The sequence below is a fragment of the Superficieibacter sp. HKU1 genome, assembly GCF_029319185.1.
In the GTDB taxonomy this organism is placed as follows: domain Bacteria; phylum Pseudomonadota; class Gammaproteobacteria; order Enterobacterales; family Enterobacteriaceae; genus Superficieibacter.
The window spans coordinates 2,707,227-2,729,903 of record NZ_CP119754.1 but is presented as its reverse complement, the minus strand read 5'-3'; the positions used below and the strand labels follow the sequence as shown (position 1 = coordinate 2,729,903).

General features: G+C 55.3%; 19 protein-coding genes and 1 pseudogene. 19 read left to right on the top strand and 1 reads right to left on the bottom strand.

Translation table 11 applies throughout. The features are described 5' to 3' along the window. Window positions 1-44: 44 nt before the first annotated feature. From araG to otsA, 4 genes are all read left to right on the top strand, one after another. The gene (araG, locus tag P0H77_RS13135) at window positions 45-1,559 is read left to right on the top strand and encodes an L-arabinose ABC transporter ATP-binding protein AraG (protein ID WP_276157328.1); all 1,515 of its coding nucleotides are present in this window, start codon (window positions 45-47) and stop codon (window positions 1,557-1,559) included. A gap of 13 nt (window positions 1,560-1,572) precedes the next feature. Beyond that, window positions 1,573-2,553: an L-arabinose ABC transporter permease AraH gene (gene araH / locus P0H77_RS13130; protein WP_276157327.1), complete on the top strand. Its 981-nt coding sequence runs from the start codon at window positions 1,573-1,575 to the stop codon at window positions 2,551-2,553. A 164-nt stretch (window positions 2,554-2,717) separates the two neighbouring features. After that, window positions 2,718-3,524, top strand: coding sequence for a trehalose-phosphatase (otsB, locus tag P0H77_RS13125; RefSeq protein ID WP_276157326.1), 807 nt, complete (start codon window positions 2,718-2,720; stop codon window positions 3,522-3,524). Beyond that, on the top strand, window positions 3,499-4,923 hold the full coding sequence (gene otsA / locus P0H77_RS13120) for an alpha,alpha-trehalose-phosphate synthase (RefSeq protein WP_276157325.1): 1,425 nt from the start codon (window positions 3,499-3,501) through the stop codon (window positions 4,921-4,923). The genes otsB and otsA overlap by 26 nt, the downstream gene beginning before the upstream one ends. Window positions 4,924-4,968: 45 nt before the next feature. Here otsA and uspC read toward each other — a convergent pair whose 3' ends face one another. After that, window positions 4,969-5,391, bottom strand: coding sequence for a universal stress protein UspC (gene uspC, locus P0H77_RS13115; RefSeq protein ID WP_276157324.1), 423 nt, complete (start codon window positions 5,389-5,391; stop codon window positions 4,969-4,971). A gap of 784 nt (window positions 5,392-6,175) precedes the next feature. Between uspC and flhD the strand changes: the two genes are divergently transcribed. From flhD to P0H77_RS13040, 15 genes and pseudogenes are all read left to right on the top strand, one after another. After that, window positions 6,176-6,523: a flagellar transcriptional regulator FlhD gene (gene flhD / locus P0H77_RS13110; protein ID WP_176918922.1), complete on the top strand. Its 348-nt coding sequence runs from the start codon at window positions 6,176-6,178 to the stop codon at window positions 6,521-6,523. Next, window positions 6,520-7,107 (top strand): flagellar transcriptional regulator FlhC, encoded by a 588-nt coding sequence (gene flhC / locus P0H77_RS13105; protein WP_276165127.1) that lies wholly within the window; start codon window positions 6,520-6,522, stop codon window positions 7,105-7,107. The genes flhD and flhC overlap by 4 nt, the downstream gene beginning before the upstream one ends. 121 nt (window positions 7,108-7,228) lie before the next feature. Beyond that, window positions 7,229-8,119, top strand: a complete 891-nt coding sequence (motA, locus tag P0H77_RS13100) for a flagellar motor stator protein MotA (RefSeq protein ID WP_276157323.1) — start codon at window positions 7,229-7,231, stop codon at window positions 8,117-8,119. Beyond that, window positions 8,116-9,045, top strand: a complete 930-nt coding sequence (motB, locus tag P0H77_RS13095) for a flagellar motor protein MotB (protein ID WP_276157322.1) — start codon at window positions 8,116-8,118, stop codon at window positions 9,043-9,045. The genes motA and motB overlap by 4 nt, the downstream gene beginning before the upstream one ends. Before the next feature lie 4 nt (window positions 9,046-9,049). Beyond that, window positions 9,050-11,041, top strand: a complete 1,992-nt coding sequence (cheA, locus tag P0H77_RS13090) for a chemotaxis protein CheA (RefSeq protein ID WP_276157321.1) — start codon at window positions 9,050-9,052, stop codon at window positions 11,039-11,041. 21 nt (window positions 11,042-11,062) lie between these two features. Further along, a complete protein-coding gene (gene cheW, locus P0H77_RS13085; RefSeq protein WP_276157320.1) occupies window positions 11,063-11,566 on the top strand; it encodes a chemotaxis protein CheW in 504 nt (167 codons plus the stop codon). Window positions 11,567-12,136: 570 nt separating this feature from the next. Continuing rightward, window positions 12,137-12,697, top strand: coding sequence for a spore coat protein U domain-containing protein (locus P0H77_RS13080; RefSeq protein ID WP_276165126.1), 561 nt, complete (start codon window positions 12,137-12,139; stop codon window positions 12,695-12,697). A gap of 71 nt (window positions 12,698-12,768) precedes the next feature. Further along, on the top strand, window positions 12,769-13,251 hold the full coding sequence (locus tag P0H77_RS13075) for a spore coat U domain-containing protein (RefSeq protein WP_276157319.1): 483 nt from the start codon (window positions 12,769-12,771) through the stop codon (window positions 13,249-13,251). A gap of 16 nt (window positions 13,252-13,267) precedes the next feature. Continuing rightward, window positions 13,268-14,032 carry a molecular chaperone gene (locus P0H77_RS13070; RefSeq protein WP_276157318.1) on the top strand — a complete coding sequence of 255 codons (765 nt, stop codon included), beginning with the start codon at window positions 13,268-13,270 and terminating at the stop codon, window positions 14,030-14,032. Further along, window positions 14,008-16,398, top strand: a pseudogene (locus P0H77_RS13065) (fimbria/pilus outer membrane usher protein). The gene P0H77_RS13070 and the pseudogene P0H77_RS13065 overlap by 25 nt, the downstream one beginning before the upstream one ends. Continuing rightward, window positions 16,395-17,354 (top strand): spore coat U domain-containing protein, encoded by a 960-nt coding sequence (locus P0H77_RS13060; protein ID WP_276157317.1) that lies wholly within the window; start codon window positions 16,395-16,397, stop codon window positions 17,352-17,354. The pseudogene P0H77_RS13065 and the gene P0H77_RS13060 overlap by 4 nt, the downstream one beginning before the upstream one ends. 92 nt (window positions 17,355-17,446) lie before the next feature. Beyond that, the gene (gene tar / locus P0H77_RS13055; protein ID WP_276157316.1) at window positions 17,447-19,096 is read left to right on the top strand and encodes a methyl-accepting chemotaxis protein II; all 1,650 of its coding nucleotides are present in this window, start codon (window positions 17,447-17,449) and stop codon (window positions 19,094-19,096) included. 42 nt (window positions 19,097-19,138) lie between these two features. Next, a complete protein-coding gene (gene tap, locus P0H77_RS13050; protein WP_276157315.1) occupies window positions 19,139-20,740 on the top strand; it encodes a methyl-accepting chemotaxis protein IV in 1,602 nt (533 codons plus the stop codon). A 19-nt stretch (window positions 20,741-20,759) separates the two neighbouring features. Continuing rightward, the gene (gene cheR, locus P0H77_RS13045) at window positions 20,760-21,626 is read left to right on the top strand and encodes a protein-glutamate O-methyltransferase CheR (RefSeq protein WP_276157314.1); all 867 of its coding nucleotides are present in this window, start codon (window positions 20,760-20,762) and stop codon (window positions 21,624-21,626) included. After that, window positions 21,623-22,672 carry a chemotaxis response regulator protein-glutamate methylesterase gene (locus P0H77_RS13040; protein ID WP_276157313.1) on the top strand — a complete coding sequence of 350 codons (1,050 nt, stop codon included), beginning with the start codon at window positions 21,623-21,625 and terminating at the stop codon, window positions 22,670-22,672. The genes cheR and P0H77_RS13040 overlap by 4 nt, the downstream gene beginning before the upstream one ends. The last annotated feature ends 5 nt before the right edge of the window (window positions 22,673-22,677 follow it).

Sequence of the window (22,677 nt, the reverse complement as noted above, 5' to 3'; positions counted from 1 at the left end):
TAGCGAGGGGCCGTTTACGTACCACTATGAATGGCGGAGTCGTTATGCAGCAGTCTACCCCTTATCTCTCATTTCGCGGTATCAGCAAAACCTTTCCCGGTGTAAAGGCGCTCTCCGACATCAGCTTTGATTGCTATGCCGGGCAGATCCACGCCCTGATGGGTGAGAACGGTGCCGGGAAATCCACCTTGCTGAAAATTCTCAGCGGCAATTATGCCCCGACCAGCGGCACGCTGGCGCTGCAGGGGAAAGAGGTCGCTTTTAGCGACACTACCGCCGCGCTGAATGCGGGTGTCGCTATTATTTACCAGGAACTGCATCTGATTCCGGAAATGACCGTGGCGGAAAACATCTACCTCGGGCAGCTCCCGCACAAAGGCGGGATCGTTAATCGCTCACTGCTTAATTATGAAGCGCGATTACAACTGGAACATCTGGGTCTGGATATCGACCCGCAAACGCCGCTGAAGTACCTGTCGATAGGTCAGTGGCAAATGGTGGAAATTGCCAAAGCGCTGGCGCGCAATGCCAAAGTAATTGCCTTCGACGAACCGACCAGCTCCCTCTCCGCACGAGAAATCGACAATTTGTTCCGGGTGATCCGCGAGCTGCGCAAGGAAGGACGGGTCATCATTTATGTATCGCACCGGATGGAAGAAATCTTTGCCCTCAGCGATGCCATTACCGTGTTTAAAGACGGTCGCTACGTTTGTACCTTTACCGACATGCAGAAGGTCAATCACGACGCGCTGGTGCAGGCGATGGTGGGGCGCAATTTGGGCGATATCTACGGCTGGCAGCCACGCGACTATGGCGCGGAGCGGCTGCGGCTGGAAAACGTTAAGGCACCCGGCGTGCGCATGCCGATCAGTCTGTCGGTGCGCAGCGGTGAAATCGTCGGCCTGTTCGGGCTGGTGGGCGCCGGGCGCAGCGAGCTGATGAAAGGATTGTTTGGCGGCACGCGCATCACTGGCGGGCAGGTCTATATCGACGGCCAGCCAATATCTATTGAGAAACCGTCCCAGGCCATTCGCGCCGGGATAATGCTCTGTCCGGAAGATCGTAAAGCCGAGGGCATCATTCCGGTCCATTCGGTAAAGGACAACATCAATATCAGCGCACGTCGTAAACACATTCGCGCCGGCTGCGTCATTAACAATACGTGGGAAGCGCGTAACGCTGCGCACCATATCCAGTCGCTGAATATCAAAACGCCGGGCGCGGAACAGCTGATCATGAACCTGTCCGGAGGAAACCAGCAGAAGGCGATCCTCGGGCGCTGGCTGTCCGAAGACATGAAAGTCATTTTGCTCGACGAGCCGACACGCGGTATCGACGTGGGGGCGAAGCATGAAATTTATAACGTGATCTATGCGCTTGCCGCGTCCGGCGTCGCCGTCCTCTTTGCTTCAAGCGACCTGCCGGAGGTGCTGGGCGTTGCCGATCGCATCGTGGTAATGCGCGAAGGAGAGGTGGCCGGTGAACTTCTGCATCACGACGCCAAAGAACAGCAGGCGCTCAGCCTTGCGATGCCTAAAGTCAGCCAGGCGGTAGCCTGAGAAGGAGTTGAAAATGTCATCTGTAACCACAACGGGCGCGTCGAAGTCGTCAATGAGCATCGGGCGGATCTGGGATCAGTACGGCATGCTGGTCGTTTTCGCCGTGGTCTTTCTGGCCTGCGCGATTTTTGTGCCGAACTTTGCTTCGTTTATCAACATGAAAGGGCTGGGGCTGGCTATCTCGATGTCCGGGATGGTGGCCTGCGGGATGCTGTTTTGCCTGGCCTCCGGCGACTTTGACCTCTCCGTCGCGTCGGTCATCGCCTGCGCGGGCGTCACCACGGCGGTAGTGATTAACCAGACCGAAAGCCTGTGGCTCGGCGTATTTGCCGGGTTGATGCTCGGTGTCGTATGCGGCCTGGTGAACGGTTTTGTCATTGCCAGACTGAAGATTAACGCCCTGATCACCACCCTGGCCACGATGCAGATTGTGCGTGGCCTGGCGTACATTATTTCTGACGGGAAAGCGGTGGGGATTGAAGACGAGCGCTTCTTTGCGCTCGGTTATGCGAACTGGCTGGGACTGCCCGCACCTATCTGGTTAACGGTAGGCTGCCTGATTATTTTCGGTTTGCTGCTCAACAAAACCACCTTTGGCCGTAATACGCTGGCCATCGGTGGTAATGAAGAAGCGGCGCGCCTGGCCGGGGTGCCGGTGGTGCGGACGAAAATAATTATTTTTGTCCTCTCCGGGCTGGTGTCGGCGGCGGCGGGTATTATTCTCGCCTCACGCATGACCAGCGGCCAGCCGATGACGTCTATCGGCTATGAGCTGATCGTTATTTCTGCCTGCGTGCTTGGCGGCGTCTCGCTGAAAGGGGGAATTGGTAAGATTTCTTACGTGGTGGCGGGGATCTTAATTCTCGGCACCGTGGAGAATGCCATGAACCTGCTTAACATTTCGCCGTTCTCGCAATATGTGGTGCGGGGTCTGATCCTGCTGGCGGCGGTGATCTTTGACCGCTACAAACAAAAAGCGAAACGTACCGTCTGATAAATTGCCCTAACTTTTAAGTCTACTTCTAACCTGACGCCAGCGGCCAATGTCGCTGGCGTTTTCATTTGAAAATGGCGAGGCTGGTCACACTGTCTATACTTACATTGCTAACGTTTGATTAATTACCCGCTTTGGGCTGTAAATGTAAGGAGGAAATCAGGGTGGCTGACCAGTTATCTGTACCGCCTGTACTTAAAGGAAATCACGCCTGGTTCTTTGACCTCGATGGTACTCTCGCTGAAATCAAACCGCACCCGGATCAGGTATTCCTGACCTCCGAGGTTCGTAGCGCGCTGCAATTGCTGGCAGAGAAAAATGAGGGCGCGGTGGCTCTGGTCTCCGGGCGCTCTATGGCCGAACTCGACGCGCTCGCCAGTCCGCTGCATTTTCCGCTTGCCGGGGTGCACGGCGCGCAGCGACGTGATTTTCATGGTAAGACGCACACCGTAGAACTGCCTGCGGACGTTGTGCATACGCTTAACGATCAATTGACCACCGCCCTGGCGGTGATGCCAGGCTGCGAGCTTGAGGCGAAAGGCATGGCGTTTGCGCTGCACTATCGTCAGGCACCGCAGTTTGAAGAGCGCATTATGGCGCTGGCGCAAGGTATTGTGGGACTGTATCCGCAGCTGGCACTCCAGCCGGGTAAATGTGTTGTCGAATTAAAACCGCAGGGGATTAGCAAAGGTGAAGCGATTGCTGCCTTTATGCAGGAAGCACCTTTTCGCGGTAGGACGCCGGTCTTCGTGGGTGACGATCTCACTGATGAAGCCGGGTTCCGGGTGGTTAACCAGCTCAACGGGATTTCCATCAAAGTAGGACCGGGGGCAACCCAGGCGCAGTGGCGTCTGGCGAGTGTCGCCGATGTGCATCAGTGGCTACAAACTATTGCTGATAACCAACTATTACAAGAAAAAGCGCTAACAGACAGGAGAGATGGCCATGAGTCGCTTAGTCGTAGTATCTAATCGTATTGCCCCGCCCGATGATAAGAAGGCCAGCGCCGGTGGCCTGGCGGTAGGGGTTCTCGGCGCGTTAAAAGCTGCAGGCGGTCTGTGGTTTGGCTGGAGCGGGGAGGTAGGTAACGAAGACCAGCCTCTAAAGACCGTCAGTAAAGGCAACATTACCTGGGCCTCATTTAATCTGAGCGAACAGGACTATGAACATTACTACAGCCAGTTTTCCAACGCCGTGCTGTGGCCCGCGTTTCACTACCGCCTCGATTTAGTCAACTTTCAGCGGGACGCGTGGGAAGGCTATCAGCGCGTCAATTCACTGCTGGCAGACAAGCTGGTGCCGCTGGTAGAAAACGATGACATCCTGTGGATCCATGATTACCATCTGCTTCCCTTCGCCAGTGAACTGCGCAAAAGAAACATTCACAATCAAATTGGTTTCTTCCTGCATATCCCTTTCCCGACGCCGGAAATTTTCAACGCGCTGCCACCGAATGCTGAACTGCTGGAACAATTATGCGATTACGATCTGCTGGGCTTCCAGACTGAAAATGACCGTCAGGCATTCCTTGAATGCGTCGCGGCGCAAACGCGTCTGACCACCCGCGATGGCAATACCCATACCGCGTGGGGCAAAAACTTCCGTACCGAAGTCTACCCGATTGGTATTGAGCCTGAAGAAATCGCGCGTCAGGCCACCGGTCCGCTGCCGCCGAAGCTGGCGCAGCTTAAAAACGAACTGAAGAATGTCCAGAACATTTTCTCCGTTGAGCGTCTGGATTACTCCAAAGGCTTGCCGGAGCGCTTCATGGCCTATGAAACGCTGCTGGAAAAATACCCGGAGCATCACGGTAAAATCCGCTACACGCAGATAGCGCCCACCTCACGTGGTGAAGTGCAGGCGTATCAGGATATTCGTCATCAGCTGGAAAATTTGTCGGGGCGAATCAATGGACGTTACGGACAACTGGGCTGGACCCCGCTGTATTATCTGAATCAGCACTTCGATCGGAAACTGCTGATGAAAGTTTTCCGCTATTCGGATGTCGGTCTGGTTACGCCGCTGCGCGACGGTATGAATCTGGTGGCAAAAGAGTACGTGGCTGCGCAGGATCCGGCAAACCCTGGCGTGCTGGTGCTTTCGCAATTCGCCGGCGCGGCGAACGAGCTGACCTCGGCACTGATTGTGAATCCTTACGATCGGGATGAGGTGGCGGCGGCGTTACACCGCGCGCTGAATATGCCGCTGGCCGAGCGTATTTCTCGTCATGCTGAAATGATGGATGTTATTCATAAGAACGATATCAATCACTGGCAGGAGAGGTTTATTCGCGACCTAAAGCAGATCGCGCCACGCAGCGAAGAGAGTCAGCTGCAACATAAAGTGGCGACATTTCCGAAGCTGGCCTGAATAACGTAACTCTCTGGCCCGGCAGCGCGTGCTGCCGGGCCTTTTTTATTCCAGCGCCACCAGCAGGACATCCACATGCGTATTGCCAATCACATTTTTGGCCGAGCAGGTCGCCCGAGAAAAAAAGCTGTGGTTGTGATTGCCGCAGACGACTAAATCTACCTGCCGCGTGCGGCAAAAATCTTTGATATGTTCACTCAATTCACCGGAGGCAATAATGGTTTCGGCAATGGGGTAATCCATATGCTGCGCGATATCGCTTAAAAATTGCCGGGTCTCTTCCTGAATCACGTCACGAAGATTTTCCATCATTGGCGCAGCAAAATGATTGTACATCTCGGGGTCAGTGGCGAGGGTGATAAGACTGACACGCGCATTAAGCGGGCGGGCAATTGAGACGGCCTTTGCTACCAGACGATGGCTTTCCGGGGTAGCGGCAACCGCCACAAGCAGGTGTTGATAACGCATCGGACCTCCTTTCAGACGCATAAAACCGGGCTATCTTCTTTCATTACTCCATTTATTCGTTCACTTCAAGGGTTCAGGCTGCCGTTTGCGCCGCGCGTCAAACTATTCATTAATTATTCTTATAAAATGCATTTATGGACAGCAATAACCCTAAAATAGGCGCGAACGTTGTGCGTATATGAAAACTATTATCATTTAATGTTAATTAATTGCTGCAAAATTAACATTTGAGCGATAATTACGTATGGCAATTATTTTTGTTACATTAAATACTAAGCTTATGTTTATGCATGTTTTTTTATGCATAAGTTTCTACAATAGAGACGGAATTTATTTTTTTCATTCTGCATGGCGACATTGAGAAAATTAACATAATGTTATTTCGCTTTCAGACCTGTCCGCCAGTCTTGCGGGAACAGGTAAGCGGAAGAAATGCATAAAAATACATCAACTAATAATCGGTATTGATGGATTTATGATTAATATTTGCGTACATTATGTGATGTCGATCACATAGTTCCTAAAATCACGGCGGTGACTCGTTGTATGTGATAAGGCTGACGAGTAAAGTTGCGGCGAATTAGGAAAAATCTTAGACATTTGTAAGAATTCTTTAACATGTTTCTGATGACATAGTCCACCACAAAGAGACTTTTCCACTGCGGTAGCATCTAAGTACAACTATGCATTTTGACCTTTTCTTTTTTACCGGGACTTTCCCGGCGACATCACGGGGTGCGGTTATGCCGCATAAAACAATGGTTGGTTATGCTGGATGGGTAAAATGCATACATCCGAGTTGCTAAAACATATTTATGACATCAACCTGTCATACTTGCTCCTTGCTCAACGTCTGATTAGTCAGGACAAACCGTCAGCCATGTTCCGTCTCGGGATTAATGAAGAGATGGCAACAACGCTGGTTGAACTGACGCTGCCACAAATGGTGAAACTGGCTGAAACTAATCAGCTTATTTGTGAATTCCGATTTGATAGTCACGAGACCATCAACCGGCTGACGCAGGATTCGCGCGTCGATGACCTGCAACAAATTCATACCGGGATCCTTCTTTCTACCCGTTTGCTCTCTGACGCGGGCCAGGCTGCCGCCGCGCGCAAAAAAAGGGCCTGAGGATGAGCGAAAAAAGCATTGTTCAGGAAGCCCGTGATATTCAGCTGGCAATGGAGCTGATTACGCTGGGCGCTCGCTTACAGATGCTGGAAAGTGAGACACAGCTGAGCCGTGGTCGTCTTATCAAACTGTATAAAGAGCTGCGCGGTAGCCCGCCGCCGAAAGGCATGCTGCCGTTTTCTACCGACTGGTTTATGACCTGGGAACAGAACATTCACTCATCCATGTTCTGTAATGCCTGGCAGTACCTGCTTAAAACGGGGTTATGCAGCGGCGTTGATGCGGTGATCAAAGCGTATCGCCTGTATCTTGAACAGTGCCCGCAGCTGGACGGCGAAGCGCCGCTGCTGGCGCTCACCCGCGCCTGGACGCTGGTGCGTTTTGTTGAAAGCGGAATGCTGCAGCTGTCGCATTGCAGCTGCTGTAACGGCAATTTTATTACTCACGCCCATCAGCCGGTGGGCAGCTTCGTATGCAGTTTATGCCAGCCGCCATCCCGTGCCGTAAAAAGACGTAAACTTTCCCGTGATATTGCCGATAGTACTCCACAACTGCTGGATGAACAGATCGAACAGGCTGTTTAACCGATACGGTGTGGTCAACACTCCAGCAGCGGTAAGCAATTACCGCTGCTTTTTTTTGCCTCCCTGACGCGTTAATGGTCGATTTGTGCATCCTGCTCTGGTCAACAGAAAGGATGATGTCGTGCTTATCTTATTGGGTTACCTGGTCGTTCTCGGTACAGTTTTCGGCGGTTACATGATGACCGGCGGACACCTTGGAGCACTCTATCAACCGGCTGAACTTATTATTATCGGCGGGGCAGGCGTGGGTGCGTTTATCGTTGGCAACAACGGTAAGTCAATTAAAGGAACGCTGAAGGCGATCCCGCTGCTGTTCCGTCGCTCGAAATACACCAAAAGCATGTATATGGATTTGCTGGCGCTGCTCTATCGCCTGATGGCCAAGTCGCGCCAGCAGGGGATGTTTTCGCTTGAGCGGGATATCGAAAACCCGCAGGAAAGTGAAATCTTCGCCAGCTATCCGCGCATTCTCGCCGACGGCGTAATGCTGGATTTTATTATCGATTACCTGCGCCTCATCATCAGCGGCAATATGAATACCTTCGAAATTGAAGCGCTGATGGACGAGGAGATTGAAACGCACGAAAGTGAATCCGAGGTGCCGGCAAACGCGCTGGCGTCTGTCGGTGACTCGCTGCCTGCGTTCGGTATCGTGGCGGCGGTTATGGGCGTGGTACATGCGCTGGCCTCGGCGGATCGTCCGGCGGCGGAGCTGGGCGCGCTCATCGCGCACGCGATGGTCGGAACCTTCCTCGGCATTCTGCTGGCGTATGGTTTTATCTCGCCGCTTTCCAGCGTGCTGCGGCAAAAAAGTGCCGAAACCAGCAAGATGATGCAGTGCGTCAAAATTACGCTGCTGTCGAATCTCAACGGCTACGCGCCGCCGATTGCCGTCGAATTTGGCCGTAAAACGCTTTATTCCAGCGAACGTCCTTCGTTTGTCGAGCTGGAAGAACACGTGCGCGCGGTGAGAAACCCTTCTGCCCAACAAACCACGACTGAGGACGCATGAAGAATCAGGCGCATCCCATCGTCGTTGTTAAGCGGCGAAAACATAAAAGTCATGGTGGCGGCGCTCACGGGTCGTGGAAGATCGCTTACGCCGATTTTATGACGGCGATGATGGCGTTCTTCCTGGTGATGTGGCTGATTTCAATCTCCAGCCCGAAAGAGCTGATCCAGATTGCTGAATATTTTCGCACTCCGCTGGCAACGGCGGTGACGGGCGGGCCACGCGTCTCCAACAGCGACAGCCCGATCCCCGGCGGCGGCGATGATTACACTCAGCAGCAGGGCGAAGTGCATAAACAGCCCAACGTGGAACAGCTCAGGGAGCGGATGGAAATCAGCCGCCTGAAAAAAATTCGTGGCGAACTCGACCAGCTTATTGAGGCCGACCCGAAGCTAAAAGCGCTCAGGCCGCACCTCAAAATCGACCTCGTGCAGGAAGGCTTACGCATCCAGATTATCGACAGCCAGAACCGGCCAATGTTTAAAACCGGTAGTGCAGAAGTGGAGCCGTATATGCGCGATATTCTGCGCGCCATCGCGCCGGTGCTGAACGAGATCCCCAATAAAATCAGCCTGTCCGGGCATACCGATGACTTCCCTTACGCCAACGGCGACAAGGGTTACAGCAACTGGGAACTGTCCGCCGACCGCGCCAACGCCTCGCGTCGCGAGCTGGTGGCCGGAAGTCTGGATAGCGGCAAGGTGCTGCGGGTGGTAGGCATGGCCGCGACCATGCGCCTGTCCGACCGCGGGGGCGATGATGCCATTAACCGCCGCATTAGCCTTGTCGTCCTCAACAAACGAACCGAACAGGCCATTCTCAATGAGAATGCCGAAAGCCAGAACGTGCCATTTAGTGAATTATCGTCATCTGCGGCCGCGCCGCAGGCGGCCAGTCCCACATCGCCACAAGCCGATCCGAGGTGATAGCGTGAGCATGGATATTAGCGATTTTTATCAGACTTTTTTTGATGAAGCCGATGAATTACTGGCCGACATGGAGCAGCACCTGCTGGATCTGGTCCCTGAGTCGCCGGACGGAGAACAGCTGAATGCGATCTTCCGCGCAGCTCACTCCATTAAAGGGGGAGCGGGCACCTTCGGCTTCTCCGTTTTGCAGGAAACCACGCATCTGATGGAAAACCTGCTGGATGAAGCCCGGCGTGGGGAAATGCAGCTCAACACCGACATTATCAACCTGTTTTTGGAAACCAAAGATATTATGCAGGAACAGCTCGATGCCTATAAAAGCTCTCAGGAGCCGGACGCTGCCAGCTTTGAATATATCTGTGCTGCGCTGCGCCAGTTAGCGCTGGAGGCAAAAGGTGAGGTTGTCCCGCCACCTGCCGCCAAACTCACGGTAGTAGAGAAAGAAGCGCCGCAGGCGAGCGCCAGCGGGCAGACGCGTATTATCCTTTCACGCCTGAAAGCCGGCGAACCGGATCTGCTGGAAGAGGAGTTAGGTAATCTGGCGACCCTCGCCGGGGTGGAAAAAACCGCAGATTCTCTGTCCGCGATCCTCGACGGCAGCGTAGAGCAGGACGACATCGTCGCCGTGCTGTGCTTTGTTATTGAAGCGGATCAAATCGCTTTTGAGGGAGTGGAAGCCGACGAGCCTGAAGAGGACGAGCAACCGGTCGCAGAAGCACCAGCGCCTGCCGCGCCGGTGCTGGTCGCGGTGCCAAAAGAGGCACCGGCCGGGCGCAATAGCGCCGAAAAACCGGCGCGCGTCAGCGAATCCTCCAGCATCCGTGTGGCGGTGGAGAAGGTCGATCAACTGATCAACCTGGTCGGCGAACTGGTGATCACCCAGTCGATGCTGGCACAGCGTTCGAATGAACTGGACCCGGTTACGCACGGCGATCTGATCACCAGCATGGGGCAGCTCCAGCGCAACGCGCGCGATTTACAGGAATCGGTGATGTCCATCCGCATGATGCCGATGGAATACGTCTTCAGCCGTTTCCCGCGGCTGGTGCGCGATCTGGCGAGCAAGCTGAATAAACAGGTGGAACTGACCCTGATGGGTAGCTCTACCGAACTGGATAAAAGCCTGATTGAACGCATTATCGATCCGCTGACGCATCTGGTGCGTAACAGCCTCGATCACGGCATTGAATCGCCGGAGACGCGCCTTGCCGCCGGGAAATCCGCGGTGGGGAATCTGGTACTGTCCGCCGAGCATCAGGGCGGCAACATTTGTATTGAAGTCACCGACGATGGCGCGGGGCTGAATCGCGAACGCATCCTTGCCAAAGCCGTTTCACAGGGTATGCCCGTTCATGACAACATGAGTGATGAAGAAGTCGGCATGCTGATTTTCGCGCCGGGCTTCTCTACCGCTGAACAGGTAACCGATGTTTCCGGGCGCGGCGTCGGCATGGACGTGGTGAAACGTAACATCCAGGAAATGGGCGGCCACGTGGAGATCCAGTCGAAGCAGGGGGCCGGGACCACCATCCGCATTCTGCTGCCGCTGACGCTGGCGATCCTCGATGGCATGTCGGTCAAAGTGAGCGACGAAGTGTTTATCCTGCCATTGAATGCGGTGATGGAATCGCTGCAACCTCGCGAAGAAGATCTGCATCCGCTGGCGGGTGGCGAGCGCGTGCTGGAAGTGCGTGGCGAATACCTGCCGCTGGTCGAACTGTGGAAAGTCTTTGACGTGCAGGGGGCCAGAACCGAGGCTACGCAGGGCATTGTGGTGATCCTGCAAACGGCCGGACGGCGTTATGCGTTGCTGGTCGATCAGCTTATCGGTCAGCATCAGGTAGTGGTGAAGAACCTTGAGAGCAACTACCGTAAAGTTCCTGGCATTTCTGCCGCGACCATTCTTGGCGACGGCAGCGTCGCGCTGATTGTTGATGTCTCAGCGCTTCAGGGATTAAATCGTGAACAACGTATGGCGCACACAGCAGCCTGATTAAGGTAAAAGGGTAAAAACATGACCGGTATGAATAACGTGACAAAACTGGCAGGTGAGCCATCGGGCCAGGAGTTTCTGGTCTTCACGCTGGGCGATGAAGAGTACGGCATTGATATTCTGAAAGTGCAGGAAATTCGCGGCTACGATCAGGTCACGCGCATTGCTAACACGCCTGCGTTTATTAAAGGCGTGACTAACCTGCGCGGGGTGATCGTGCCGATAGTCGATCTGCGGGTGAAATTCGAGCAGCAGGACGTGGAGTACAACGACAACACGGTGGTGATCGTGCTTAATCTCGGTCAGCGCGTGGTGGGCATTGTGGTTGACGGTGTCTCTGACGTACTGTCGCTCACGGCCGAGCAAATCCGCCCGGCACCGGAATTCGCGGTGACGCTGTCGACCGAATACCTCACCGGACTCGGCGCGATCGGCGAGCGGATGCTGATTCTGGTCAATATCGAAAAACTGCTGAACAGCGAAGAAATGGCGCTGCTTGACTCGGCTGCGAATCACGCTGCCTGACGGGCCTGAATTCCTTGCCCCGAAACGTGGGCAAGGGATCTCACTGAAACTCTTATTATCCTGACCGATCTGCGTGTTCGTTCTTATTAATCAATATTGTGTCCCTTATGCCCTCCGGTAAATACTATCATTTTGAATAGTTTCTCCTCGCTATTAATTAGTATTACCAGATAATTAAGCAGCCGTTAAATAATAATGGCAGACGTTTTTACACTCTCATTCCAGTAACAGGACAGGGGCATTTTTTCAGGCATAAACTCTTCACGCCAGTATTACTGTATAAAAAAGGAAAAGCACCAGTACAGACATTGTGATAAAAATCACAAAACCGGCGTATTATCCATGAAATAAAGTGATGAAATAATATTTCAAAATTTAAGCCTATGAATTTTAATATTTAATATTTCAGCTACTAAAAATAGTAATATATAGCCTGCTTGCCTGAACTGATAAATGTAATCTAGATTTTAACCAGACGGCTGCGCATATGCAGCATCAGCTATTTTCGGAAAGCAGCGTAAATAAATGCGCTGAAATCATCCTTTTACCGGAGACGGTACTATGAACCGAATGCGTCTTTATATTGTTACGGGCGGTATGCTGGTATTGATGAGTAGTCAGGTACAGGCGGTGACCAGTAGCGGCACAATTGGCGCTACGTTAACGTTAACCAATGGTTGTTTAATTAACGGCTCTCCCAGCCAGAACGGGATTAATTTTGGTACACTGGATTTCGGGACGCATCCTGCGACCTTTTCCACGCTGACGACACAACTTACCGGCGCCACTGGCGGTAATAGCTTTGGCATTCAATGTACCACAGAAAGTTACCGGGTTGAGATAACCGGAAATACGCACGTTACCGATCCCGGAAATTCAGTCGGCACTCCAGGTGCCGCACCCCGCTATCTGGTCAATACCGATGACACTACCCGGGGCGTGGCCTACGCCCTGTACAATGACAGTGGTTTCAATGATGAAATCGCTGATGGAGCAGAACTTCCCATTGCTTCCAATACTGGCGGGGTAGATTACTACACCCTTTATGGCCGGATACAGGGGGGCGGTAATAATGTCACCGTCGCCCCTGGAACTTATACCGACACCATTAACGTCAGCGTTACCTATTAGCTTCAGGCATGTGGAGAAAAAAATCAGGCTCCTTAGCGGGAGCCGGGACACTCTTGCGCCTTTTGGTCGTGATGACAAACCTTTTTCCGTTGATCTCGCCAGAGGCGGTCACGACGCAATCTTTTCAGGTTAATGCGTCGATCGTCCCTGGCTGTTCGGTGATCGGTGGTGCAGGGGGAGAACTGGGTACGCTCAATTTTGGTACCCGTTCAGGCGTGACGTCCGGGCCGATCAGCACCCGGTTTGTACCCGACACCGCACTTTCGCTGGCATGCACGCCGGGAGTCGCGCTGAGCATGAGTATTAACGGCGGCCAGCACTACACCACGGTGCGCAATTTGCAGCGGACCGATGGAACGGAGCAGGTTCCCTATCGGCTTTACAGCAGCAGCTCGCTGGCAGCAGACAGTGAAATCGGTGTTAATCAGGCGGTTACCGTCCCGCTAAACGATACCAATAACGTTGCGCTTACCTTGTTCGGCGTAGCGCAGCTAACGGGACTGAATCCGGCTGGCGTGTATAACGATCGACTCACCGTGACATTATCGTGGTGATGCAGGGAGAAGAAACATGAGAGATTTTACCGCATCGGTACTCATGAGTTGCCTGTTAATGGTGGGTTCCTCTTTCGCAATTAAGCAGGCCAGTGCCGCAGCCACTATCCTGCTGTGGCCCATCGATCCCTGGCTGGGAGCGGAGATGACCGCAACGGAACTGTGGATTGAAAACCAGGGAAGCACAGCAACCACGATGCAGATACGCGTCGTCCGCTGGACGCAGGAGAACGGCTATGAGCGTTATCAGGCACAGCAGGACGTGGTTGCCAGCCCGCCCATTCTGCGTATCGATCGCGGCAGTAAACAGCTTATTCGCCTGATCAAACAGACGGCTGCACCCGCAGGGACAGAAAAAGCCTATCGCATTATTATTGATGAAATACCCCAGCCGAACGCGGCAGAAACGCCGCAGATGGGCATCAAACTGCAAATGCGCTATTCCCTGCCGTTGTTTGTATACGGCAGCGGGATCCCCACGCGGGTCAATGCGCCCGACCATGCCGATGTGGAAAAAGAGCGCCTGCGCTGGCGAAGGGTTCAGCAGAATGGCAATCCGGCGGTGGAGATAACGAACAGCGGCAAGGTACATCTTCGGTTAAGCCAGGTCGTGGTTCATCAGGGAGGGCAAAAATATAAACTGGCGGAAGGATTGCTGGGCTATGTCCTGCCCGGCCAGTCCCGGCGCTGGCCTTTACCTGCGGGCGTCAGTCGACCTGACGAACTTTCCGCGACCGTTAATGCACGGGATGCAAAATGGCGCTCCGCTCCGGGCAACTGAGTGTGCTAATGCTGCTGACCTCTCTCACCAGTATCACCGCTGCCAGCGCGCAGGAAGCCGATGATGCACTGCCTCCGCCGCCGGACGCGGCGGCGCTGGATCGCCAGGCAATCTTTCATCTGGCGCTGGTGGTCAATCATTATGATACCCAACAGGTGGTGCCGGTGGCGCAGAGACAGGGCGACTATTATGTTGCCAGCGCTGATTTGCAGCGCGCCGGACTGTCTGCGGAACATCTGCCGCAGGGGGACGTTAACCTCTCAACGCTGCCTGGCGTGCGCGTTCAGTACGACGGGAGCGGGCAGCGATTGTTATTGCGCGTGCCGCGTGAATGGATCCCCGAACGGGCCACCGCCTTCCGGGATGCCCCGCCGCATGTCGAGCCGGTGAATGGCACGGGGGGAGTGCTTAATTACGATATTTATACCAGTCAGACCGAGCATGGCGCAGGGCAAATTTCTGCCTGGCACGAACTTCGCTATTTCTACGATGCCGGGACATTTTCCTCGACGGGCAGTTTACGACGCACCCTGAGCGGCAACTATCCTCAACAGGATGGATATATTCGCTATGACACCACGCTCGATATCAATGATGAGCATGATGCCACGCAGTAGAGTGTCGGTGATGTTATTTCCGAATCCCTGAACTGGACCAATAGTGTGCGTATAGGGGGCCTTCGCTATGGCCGTGATTTTTCCCTGCGTCCGGATCTGGTGACCTGGCCGCTTCCCGCCTTTTCCGGTGAGGCGGCAGTGCCAACATCTGTCGATCTGTTTATCAATGGCTACCGCGCTGGGGCCACTCAGCTGCAACCCGGACCTTTCTCCCTGACAAATCTGCCCTTTGTGAACGGAGCGGGTAACGCGGTGCTGGTCACGACCGATGCGCTTGGCCGCCAGGTCAGTACCGTTTTGCCTTTTTATGTTGATAGCGAGCTGTTAAGTCCGGGCCTGAGCGACGGTGCGCTCACCCTGGGCGCATTGCGCCGACGTTATGGCATGGATAATGTTGACTACGGCCCGGCGGTGGGGAGTGGATCGTACCGCTATGGCGTTACCGACTGGCTGACGCTGGAAAGCCATGCTGAAGCCGCGGAAGCGCTGGGGCTGGGCGGCGCAGGCAGCATCATCAAACTCGGACGTTACGGCGTGGTAAACAGCGCGTGGAGCGAGAGCCAGATGCGCGGCCAGCGTGGGCATCAGCTTAACTGGGGATATCAGTACAATACCAGCACCTTCAGCCTCGGAACCCAGCACACCCGGCGTAACGAAGGTTTCGGCAACCTGGCGCTGTACGATCGCCCGGTCATGATGGATGCAAATAACGAACCCATTGCCAGCCTGAGCAAAAGCGCCGACCAGTACTCACTTTCTCTTAATATGGGCGAGTTTGGCAATATTGGCGCAGCCTGGATCGGCGTGCAGAGCTTCGATCGCCAGCGTACCGAACTGCTGAATTTATCCTGGAGCCGTAACCTGTGGGGCAGCAGTAGCATTTACGTGGCTGCCAGCCAGGATCAGCAACGGGATGACTGGACAATGACAATGTCCGTTCAGATACCGCTTGGGGAACGCGACGGCGCGGGGATAAGCCTTGAAAAAACGCCAGACGCCGGCAGCACGCAACGCATTAATTACAGTCATGCAATGCCAACCGACGGCGGAATGAGCTGGAATCTTGCGTGGGCCAGACAGTCGCAGGCCAGTCAGTATCAACAGGCGTCGCTTGGCTGGCGCAATAATACCGTCGAGTTGCAGGGTGGCGGCTACGGTGAACGGGATATGATGACCTGGTGGGGCGAGGCGATGGGGTCGCTGGTGCTGATGGAGGGGCAACTCTTCGCAGCCAATAAGATTAATGACGCGTTTGTAGTGATCAGCACCGATGGTTATCCGGATGTCCCGGTAAGCTACGAAAACCAGTCAATCGGCAAAACGGATCAAAACGGCTACCTGCTGATCAGCAACGTGTCGGCTTACTATCCGGCAAGTTACCGTATTGATGCACTGAATCTGCCCGCTGACACGCGCCTGCGCGAAACCGAGCGGCGTATAGCGCTGCGCCGTAACAGCGGCTATCTGGTGGAGTTTCCGATGACGCAAACCAAAGTCGCCAGTGTGATCCTCCACGACGAACAGGGGCTGGATATTCCGGTAGGAAGTCAGGTGTACCGTGCCATGCAGCCAACCACGGTCGTTGGCTATGACGGACTGGCGTGGCTGGAAAATCTTAGTGAAATGAATGAACTGAAAGTGGTTAAACCTGACGGAAAGGCATGCCGCGTCACGTTGATGCTACAGGCTAATCCGCTGCATAAACTGCAGACTTACGGGCCGTTGATCTGTAAAGAAGGTGCGGCATGATGCGCTTCTTCATAGTGTTATTGATGCTGGTCGCTTCAGGAGGGAAGGCGGCCTGCACCCTGAGTATCGGTAATGGCGCTTTCGGCACGCTCACCTCCTTTGCCGTCAGCGGCAGCGAGCCGCAGGTCGCCTTTAACCTGGTGGTGGAATGCGACACCATCCTTAATCTGCTGACCAACGATGCCGTGACGCTTAACTATACCAGCGCCTCATTCAGTACCGGCAGCCGCGCCGCGCTACGACGCACCGACGCTCCGTCGAACCTGGATGCGATCCCCGTACGCCTGTGTGGGCAGCAAAACTGTTCTTCTACCACTGAGGTGACTACCGGGCAAAGCTATACCTGGAGCGGGAATACATTACTTACGCTTCTGACCTCGCGACGCTATACCCTGCCGCTCTATTTACGCCTTGTGGGTGGGCAAAGCGTTAGCGCCGGGCCTTACCGGGCGACGCTCAATTTCTCGGTAAGCTACAGCGTCTGTTCACTGGGCATATCGTTACTTTGCACCACCGCGCAAACCGGCACCCGAACCCTGAGTACGCAGGTCGATCTGACCGTAACCAACGATTGCATTACCATCAATGCGCCCAACGTTAACTTTGGCAGCGCACCTATGGTGCGTGATTTTCCCGTCATTTCTCAGTCTGTCGGGATTACCTGTACTAAAGGCAGTAACTACACGGTAGGGATTAATAACGGAAGCTGGGCAAACGGGAACGTGCGCAATATGGCTTTCGGTACCAACCGGCTGAGCTATGACATTTACAAAGGCAGCACGACTAACCGCTGGGGCAGCACCGGCGCGGAACGCTGGGACAGCGCTGGTTCTTCGGCAGTAAGCCAGGACGGATTACTGCGCACCTATAATTACACCGCCCGGATCCTGGGCGGGCAAACGACGCCCCCCGTTGGCGACTACAGCGACACGCTGCTGATCGACATCGCTTTCTGAAAACCCCCTGTAAGATTATTCCGTAACGCAAACATAAAGTTCCGTTTCGGCGTGCCGATAACTTCGATAACAAGCCATTGAGAAGGTGATGTATGTTGAATCGTATCCGCGTTGTCACATTGCTGATGATGGTGCTGGGCGTTTTTGCGCTGTTGCAACTGTTGTCCGGCGGTCTGCTTTTCTCTTCTTTACAGCAGAATCAGCAGAGCTTTGTCCTGTCCAACGATCTTCGTACCCACCAGGCTGAAATCAATAAAACCTGGGCGCTGATGCTGCAAACGCGCATTAACCTTAGCCGTTCTTCCGCCCGCATGATGATGGACGCGGCAAATCAGCAGAGCAGCGCGAAAACCGATCTGCTGAAAAATGCCCGCAGCACGCTTGATGACGCCGCCAGTCATTACGCCGCTTTCCAGCGCACGCCGCAGCCAAAGGAGATGCTGGCCGCCAGTCAGACGCTTGACGCCAGTTACCAGAAATACCACGCCGCGCTGGCGGAACTGATCCAGTTCCTCGAACGCGGTCAGATGGAGGCTTACTTCGCTCAGCCCACGCAGGGAATGCAGAATGCAATGGGCGAGGCGATGACGCAATATGCGGCGCTCAGCGAATCGCTGTACCACGACGCGTTTACCGCCAGCGCGCAGGATTATCGCTTTGCACAATGGCAACTGGCGATCCTGGCGGTGGTACTGGTGATAGTGCTGGTGGGGGTCTGGTACGCCATTCGCCATAGTTTACTCACCCCGCTGGCGGCGATTATGCGCCATCTGCGCCACATCGCCGGCGGTGACCTGACCCAACGTGTAACGCTTTCCGGGCGCAATGAAATGACCGAGCTTGCCGGGACGGTCGATCATATGCAGCAGGAACTCATCAATACGGTGAGCAACGTCCGCAGCGGTTCGGATGCTATTTATAGCGGCATGACCGACATCGCCCGCGGCAATCACGACCTCTCTTCCCGTACCGAGCAGCAGGCCGCCGCGCTGGAAGAAACCGCTGCCAGTATGGAGGAGCTGACCGCGACGGTGAAACAAAATGCCGATAACGCACGTCAGGCTTCCCGGCTGGCCCGCAGCGCATCCGATACCGCTCAACACGGCGGCAAGGTGGTAGACGGCGTGGTCAGCACCATGCACGACATCGCTGCCAGCTCGAAAAAAATCGCTGATATCACCAGCGTTATCGACGGCATTGCCTTTCAGACCAACATCCTTGCGCTGAACGCCGCGGTAGAAGCCGCACGCGCCGGCGAGCAGGGGCGCGGCTTCGCCGTCGTGGCGGGCGAAGTCCGCAACCTTGCCAGCCGCAGCGCGCAGGCAGCAAAAGAAATCAAAGCCCTGATTGATGATTCGGTTTCGCGCGTCGATACCGGATCGGTACTGGTCGAAAGCGCGGGCGAAACTATGGCCGACATTGTTAATGCCGTGACCAGAGTGACCGACATTATGGGCGAAATCGCCTCCGCTTCAGACGAACAAAGCCGCGGCATCGATCAGGTCGCGCTGGCAGTAGCCGAAATGGATCGGGTTACCCAACAAAATGCCACGCTGGTGCAGGGTTCCGCTGCATCCGCCGCAGAATTAGAGGAGCAGGCAAGCCGACTGACCCAGGCGGTATCGGCGTTTCGTCTCTCCGGCATCACCGCTCAGACCGCGTCTTTACAGCCGGTGGCGGTGGCAGCACAGCATTCACGTCCGGCAATCGTCGGTGCTGATAATAACTGGGAAACCTTTTAATTTTTTGTGATGGCGGCGCGTTGCCGCGTAATGGGAGCGTTGATGTTTAATCGTATTCGTATCTCGACCACGTTATTTTTGATCCTCGTACTCTGTGGTGTGCTACAGGTAGGGAGCAACGGCCTGTCATTCTGGGCCTTTCGCGACGGCGTGCAGAACGTTAACCAAATCGAGCGTAGCAACCATCAGCGCACGCTGCTGATGCAAAGCCGGGCGGTGATGCTGCAGGCCAGTAACGCGCTGAATAAGGCGGGAACGCTGACGGCCCTGAGCTATCCGCCTGAAGAGATCAAGGCGCTGATGGCCCGCGCCCGTGACAGCATGAAGCAGGCGGATACCCACATTGCCGGGCTGATGGCGCTGCCTGCGGCAACCGATACCGGCAGGGCGCTGCAATCAGAAACCAAAAAAAGCTTTACCGCCTGGCGTAACGATCTGGAACATCAGGCCACCTGGCTTGAAAGCAACCAGCTTTCCGACTTTATGAGCGCCCCGGTTGAGCAATCCCAGCAGGCGTTTGATAAAAACTTCACCGCCTGGCAGACGTATATCGACCAGCTGATGGCGCAGGCGCGTCAGGGCAGCGAAAAGAACTACCACATGTCGGCAGCGATTTTTATCTCGATGGTGATCATTGCCGGCCTGCTGACCACCGCCTCGCTGTTCTGGTCACGACGGATGATCGTTCAGCCGCTGGCAATTATTTCCAGCCACTTTGACAGTATTGCCCAGGGCAATCTTGCGCGCCCGGTCGCGGTGTACGGCAAAAACGAAATCTCGGCGATTTTCGCCAGCCTGAAAGCGATGCAGACGGCGCTACGCACCACCGTGAGCGAAGTCCGCCAGGGCAGCTTTGCCATGCATACGGGCATTTCAGAAATCGCCGAGGGTAATAACGATCTCTCGTCACGTACCGAACAGCAGGCGGCCTCGCTGGCAGAAACCGCCGCCAGCATGGAGCAGTTAACCGCCACGGTCGGGCAGAACGCCGACAACGCTCGTCAGGCATCCGGACTGGCGCGCAGCGCGGCAGACACGGCGAAAAAAGGCGGCGAACAGGCCGCGCACGTCGCCGATACCATGCGTGATATCGAAACCAGCTCGCAGAAGATTGGCGACATCATCAGCGTTATCGACGGCATCGCTTTCCAGACCAACATCCTCGCGCTGAACGCGGCGGTAGAAGCCGCGCGTGCCGGTGAACAGGGGCGCGGTTTTGCGGTAGTTGCGGGTGAAGTGCGTAACCTCGCCAGCCGCAGCGCGCAGGCGGCGAAGGAGATCAAAGTGCTGATTGAAGCCTCGGTCTCACGAGTTCAGGACGGATCGTCCCAGGCAGGCACCGCCGCCAAAACCCTGAGTGAAATCGTCCGCTCCATCACCCAGGTTAACGACATTATGGGCGAAATTGCCTCAGCCTCAGATGAACAACGTCGCGGTATTGAGCAGGTGGCGCTGGCGGTCAGCCAGATGGATCAGGTCACCCAGCAGAACGCCGCGCTGGTCGAAGAGGGGGCTGCCGCCACCGGTGAATTAACCAGCCAGGCGAACCACCTGACCGCACTGGTTTCCCGATTTCAGCTTGAAGAGCAACCTGCAACGCAAGACGTACGGACGCCGCCCGTTGTGGCGTCAGAGATCTCCTGAAGGTAATTGAGAAGGCGCTATGACATCATCGCTGCCCGCCGGGCAAACGTCTTTACTTATGCAGATGACGCAGCGCCTCGCGCTGTCCGACACGCACTTTCGTCGGATATGTCAGTTGATTTACCAGCGCGCAGGGATCGTGCTGGCGGACCACAAGCGTGACATGGTCTACAACCGCCTGGTGCGCCGTTTACGCACCCTCGGGCTGGAAGACTTCGGTCATTATCTCGGCATGCTGGAAGCGAATCCCAACAGCGCTGAGTGGCAGGCGTTTATTAACTCGCTGACCACCAACCTGACCGCCTTCTTCCGGGAAGGACATCACTTTCCGGTGCTGGCGGAGCATGCCCGCAAACGCCAGGGGGAATACCGCGTCTGGAGTGCGGCAGCGTCTACCGGTGAAGAGCCTTACTCGCTGGCGATCACCCTCGCCGATACCTTGGGAACCGCGCCGGGGCGCTGGAAGGTCTACGGCAGCGATATTGATACCGAAGTACTGCGTAAAGCGCAGGAGGGGATTTACCGTCAGGAGGAGTTAAAAACCCTGTCGCCACAGCAGCTTCAGCGTTACTTCATGCGCGGCACCGGGCCGCATTCCGGGCTGGTGCGGGTGCGGCAGGAGCTGGCGAACTATGTCGAGTTTTCGCCGTTAAATTTGCTGGAAAAGCAGTACAGCGTGCAGGGACCCTTTGACGCTATCTTCTGCCGTAACGTGATGATCTACTTTGATAAAACGACGCAGCAGGACATTCTGCGCCGCTTTGTACCGCTGCTCAAACCCGACGGGCTGTTGTTTGCCGGACACTCGGAAAACTTCAGCCAGCTGGTGCGCGATTTTACCCTGCGCGGGCAGACGGTTTACGCACTGAGTAAGGAAAAAGCATGAGCAAGATCAGGGTGCTCTCGGTCGATGACTCGGCGCTGATGCGCCAAATCATGACCGAAATTATAAACAGCCATAGCGACATGGAGATGGTGGCGACTGCACCCGATCCGCTGGTCGCACGCGATCTCATCAAGAAATATAACCCGGACGTGCTGACGCTGGATGTCGAAATGCCGCGCATGGACGGGCTGGATTTTCTGGAAAAGCTGATGCGTCTGCGCCCGATGCCGGTGGTGATGGTTTCCTCGCTGACCGGTAAAGGCTCTGAGGTTACGCTGCGCGCGCTGGAGCTGGGGGCCATTGACTTTGTGACCAAGCCGCAGTTAGGCATCCGCGAAGGGATGCTGGCCTACAGCGAGACGATCGCCGAAAAAGTGCGCACCGCCTCAAGAGCCAAACTGGCGGCGCACAAACCGGTTGCGGCGTCGGTGACGCTGAAGGCCGGGCCGCTGTTGAGTTCGGAAAAACTGATGGTAATTGGTGCCTCCACCGGCGGCACCGAGGCGATTCGCCATGTGCTTCAGCCGCTGCCGCTTTCCAGCCCCGCGGTGTTGATCACCCAGCATATGCCGCCGGGGTTTACCCGATCTTTTGCCGAGCGTCTGAACAAACTCTGCCAGATCAGCGTGAAAGAGGCTGAAGACGGCGAACGCGTGCTGCCGGGGCACGCCTACATTGCGCCCGGCGATAAGCATATGGAACTGGCGCGCAGCGGGGCCAACTACCAAATCAAAATTCATGACGGTCCGCCGGTTAACCGGCACCGTCCGTCAGTCGATGTGTTGTTTCATTCGGTGGCGAAACATGCGGGGCGCAACGCCGTCGGGGTGATCCTAACGGGAATGGGCAACGATGGCGCGACCGGAATGCTGGCGATGTACCAGGCGGGAGCCTGGACCATTGCCCAGAACGAAGCAAGTTGTGTGGTGTTCGGCATGCCGCGCGAAGCCATCAATAACGGTGGTGTGAGCGAAGTGGTCGATCTTAGTCAGATAAGCCAGCAGATGCTGGCGAAAATCAGTGCCGGACAGGCAATACGTATTTGAACCAG

Bases quoted from the DNA above. Each gene is read 5' to 3' on its own strand.
- araG (WP_276157328.1), top strand. From the start codon at position 45: ATGCAGCAGTCTACCCCTTATCTCTCATTTCGCGGTATCAGCAAAACC.
- araH (WP_276157327.1), top strand. From the start codon at position 1,573: ATGTCATCTGTAACCACAACGGGCGCGTCGAAGTCGTCAATGAGCATC.
- otsA (WP_276157325.1), top strand. From the start codon at position 3,499: ATGAGTCGCTTAGTCGTAGTATCTAATCGTATTGCCCCGCCCGATGAT.
- uspC (WP_276157324.1), bottom strand. From the start codon at position 5,391: ATGCGTTATCAACACCTGCTTGTGGCGGTTGCCGCTACCCCGGAAAGC.
- flhD (WP_176918922.1), top strand. From the start codon at position 6,176: ATGCATACATCCGAGTTGCTAAAACATATTTATGACATCAACCTGTCA.
- motB (WP_276157322.1), top strand. From the start codon at position 8,116: ATGAAGAATCAGGCGCATCCCATCGTCGTTGTTAAGCGGCGAAAACAT.
- cheW (WP_276157320.1), top strand. From the start codon at position 11,063: ATGACCGGTATGAATAACGTGACAAAACTGGCAGGTGAGCCATCGGGC.
- P0H77_RS13080 (WP_276165126.1), top strand. From the start codon at position 12,137: ATGCGTCTTTATATTGTTACGGGCGGTATGCTGGTATTGATGAGTAGT.
- P0H77_RS13075 (WP_276157319.1), top strand. From the start codon at position 12,769: ATGACAAACCTTTTTCCGTTGATCTCGCCAGAGGCGGTCACGACGCAA.
- P0H77_RS13070 (WP_276157318.1), top strand. From the start codon at position 13,268: ATGAGAGATTTTACCGCATCGGTACTCATGAGTTGCCTGTTAATGGTG.
- P0H77_RS13060 (WP_276157317.1), top strand. From the start codon at position 16,395: ATGATGCGCTTCTTCATAGTGTTATTGATGCTGGTCGCTTCAGGAGGG.
- tar (WP_276157316.1), top strand. From the start codon at position 17,447: ATGTTGAATCGTATCCGCGTTGTCACATTGCTGATGATGGTGCTGGGC.
- tap (WP_276157315.1), top strand. From the start codon at position 19,139: ATGTTTAATCGTATTCGTATCTCGACCACGTTATTTTTGATCCTCGTA.
- cheR (WP_276157314.1), top strand. From the start codon at position 20,760: ATGACATCATCGCTGCCCGCCGGGCAAACGTCTTTACTTATGCAGATG.
- P0H77_RS13040 (WP_276157313.1), top strand. From the start codon at position 21,623: ATGAGCAAGATCAGGGTGCTCTCGGTCGATGACTCGGCGCTGATGCGC.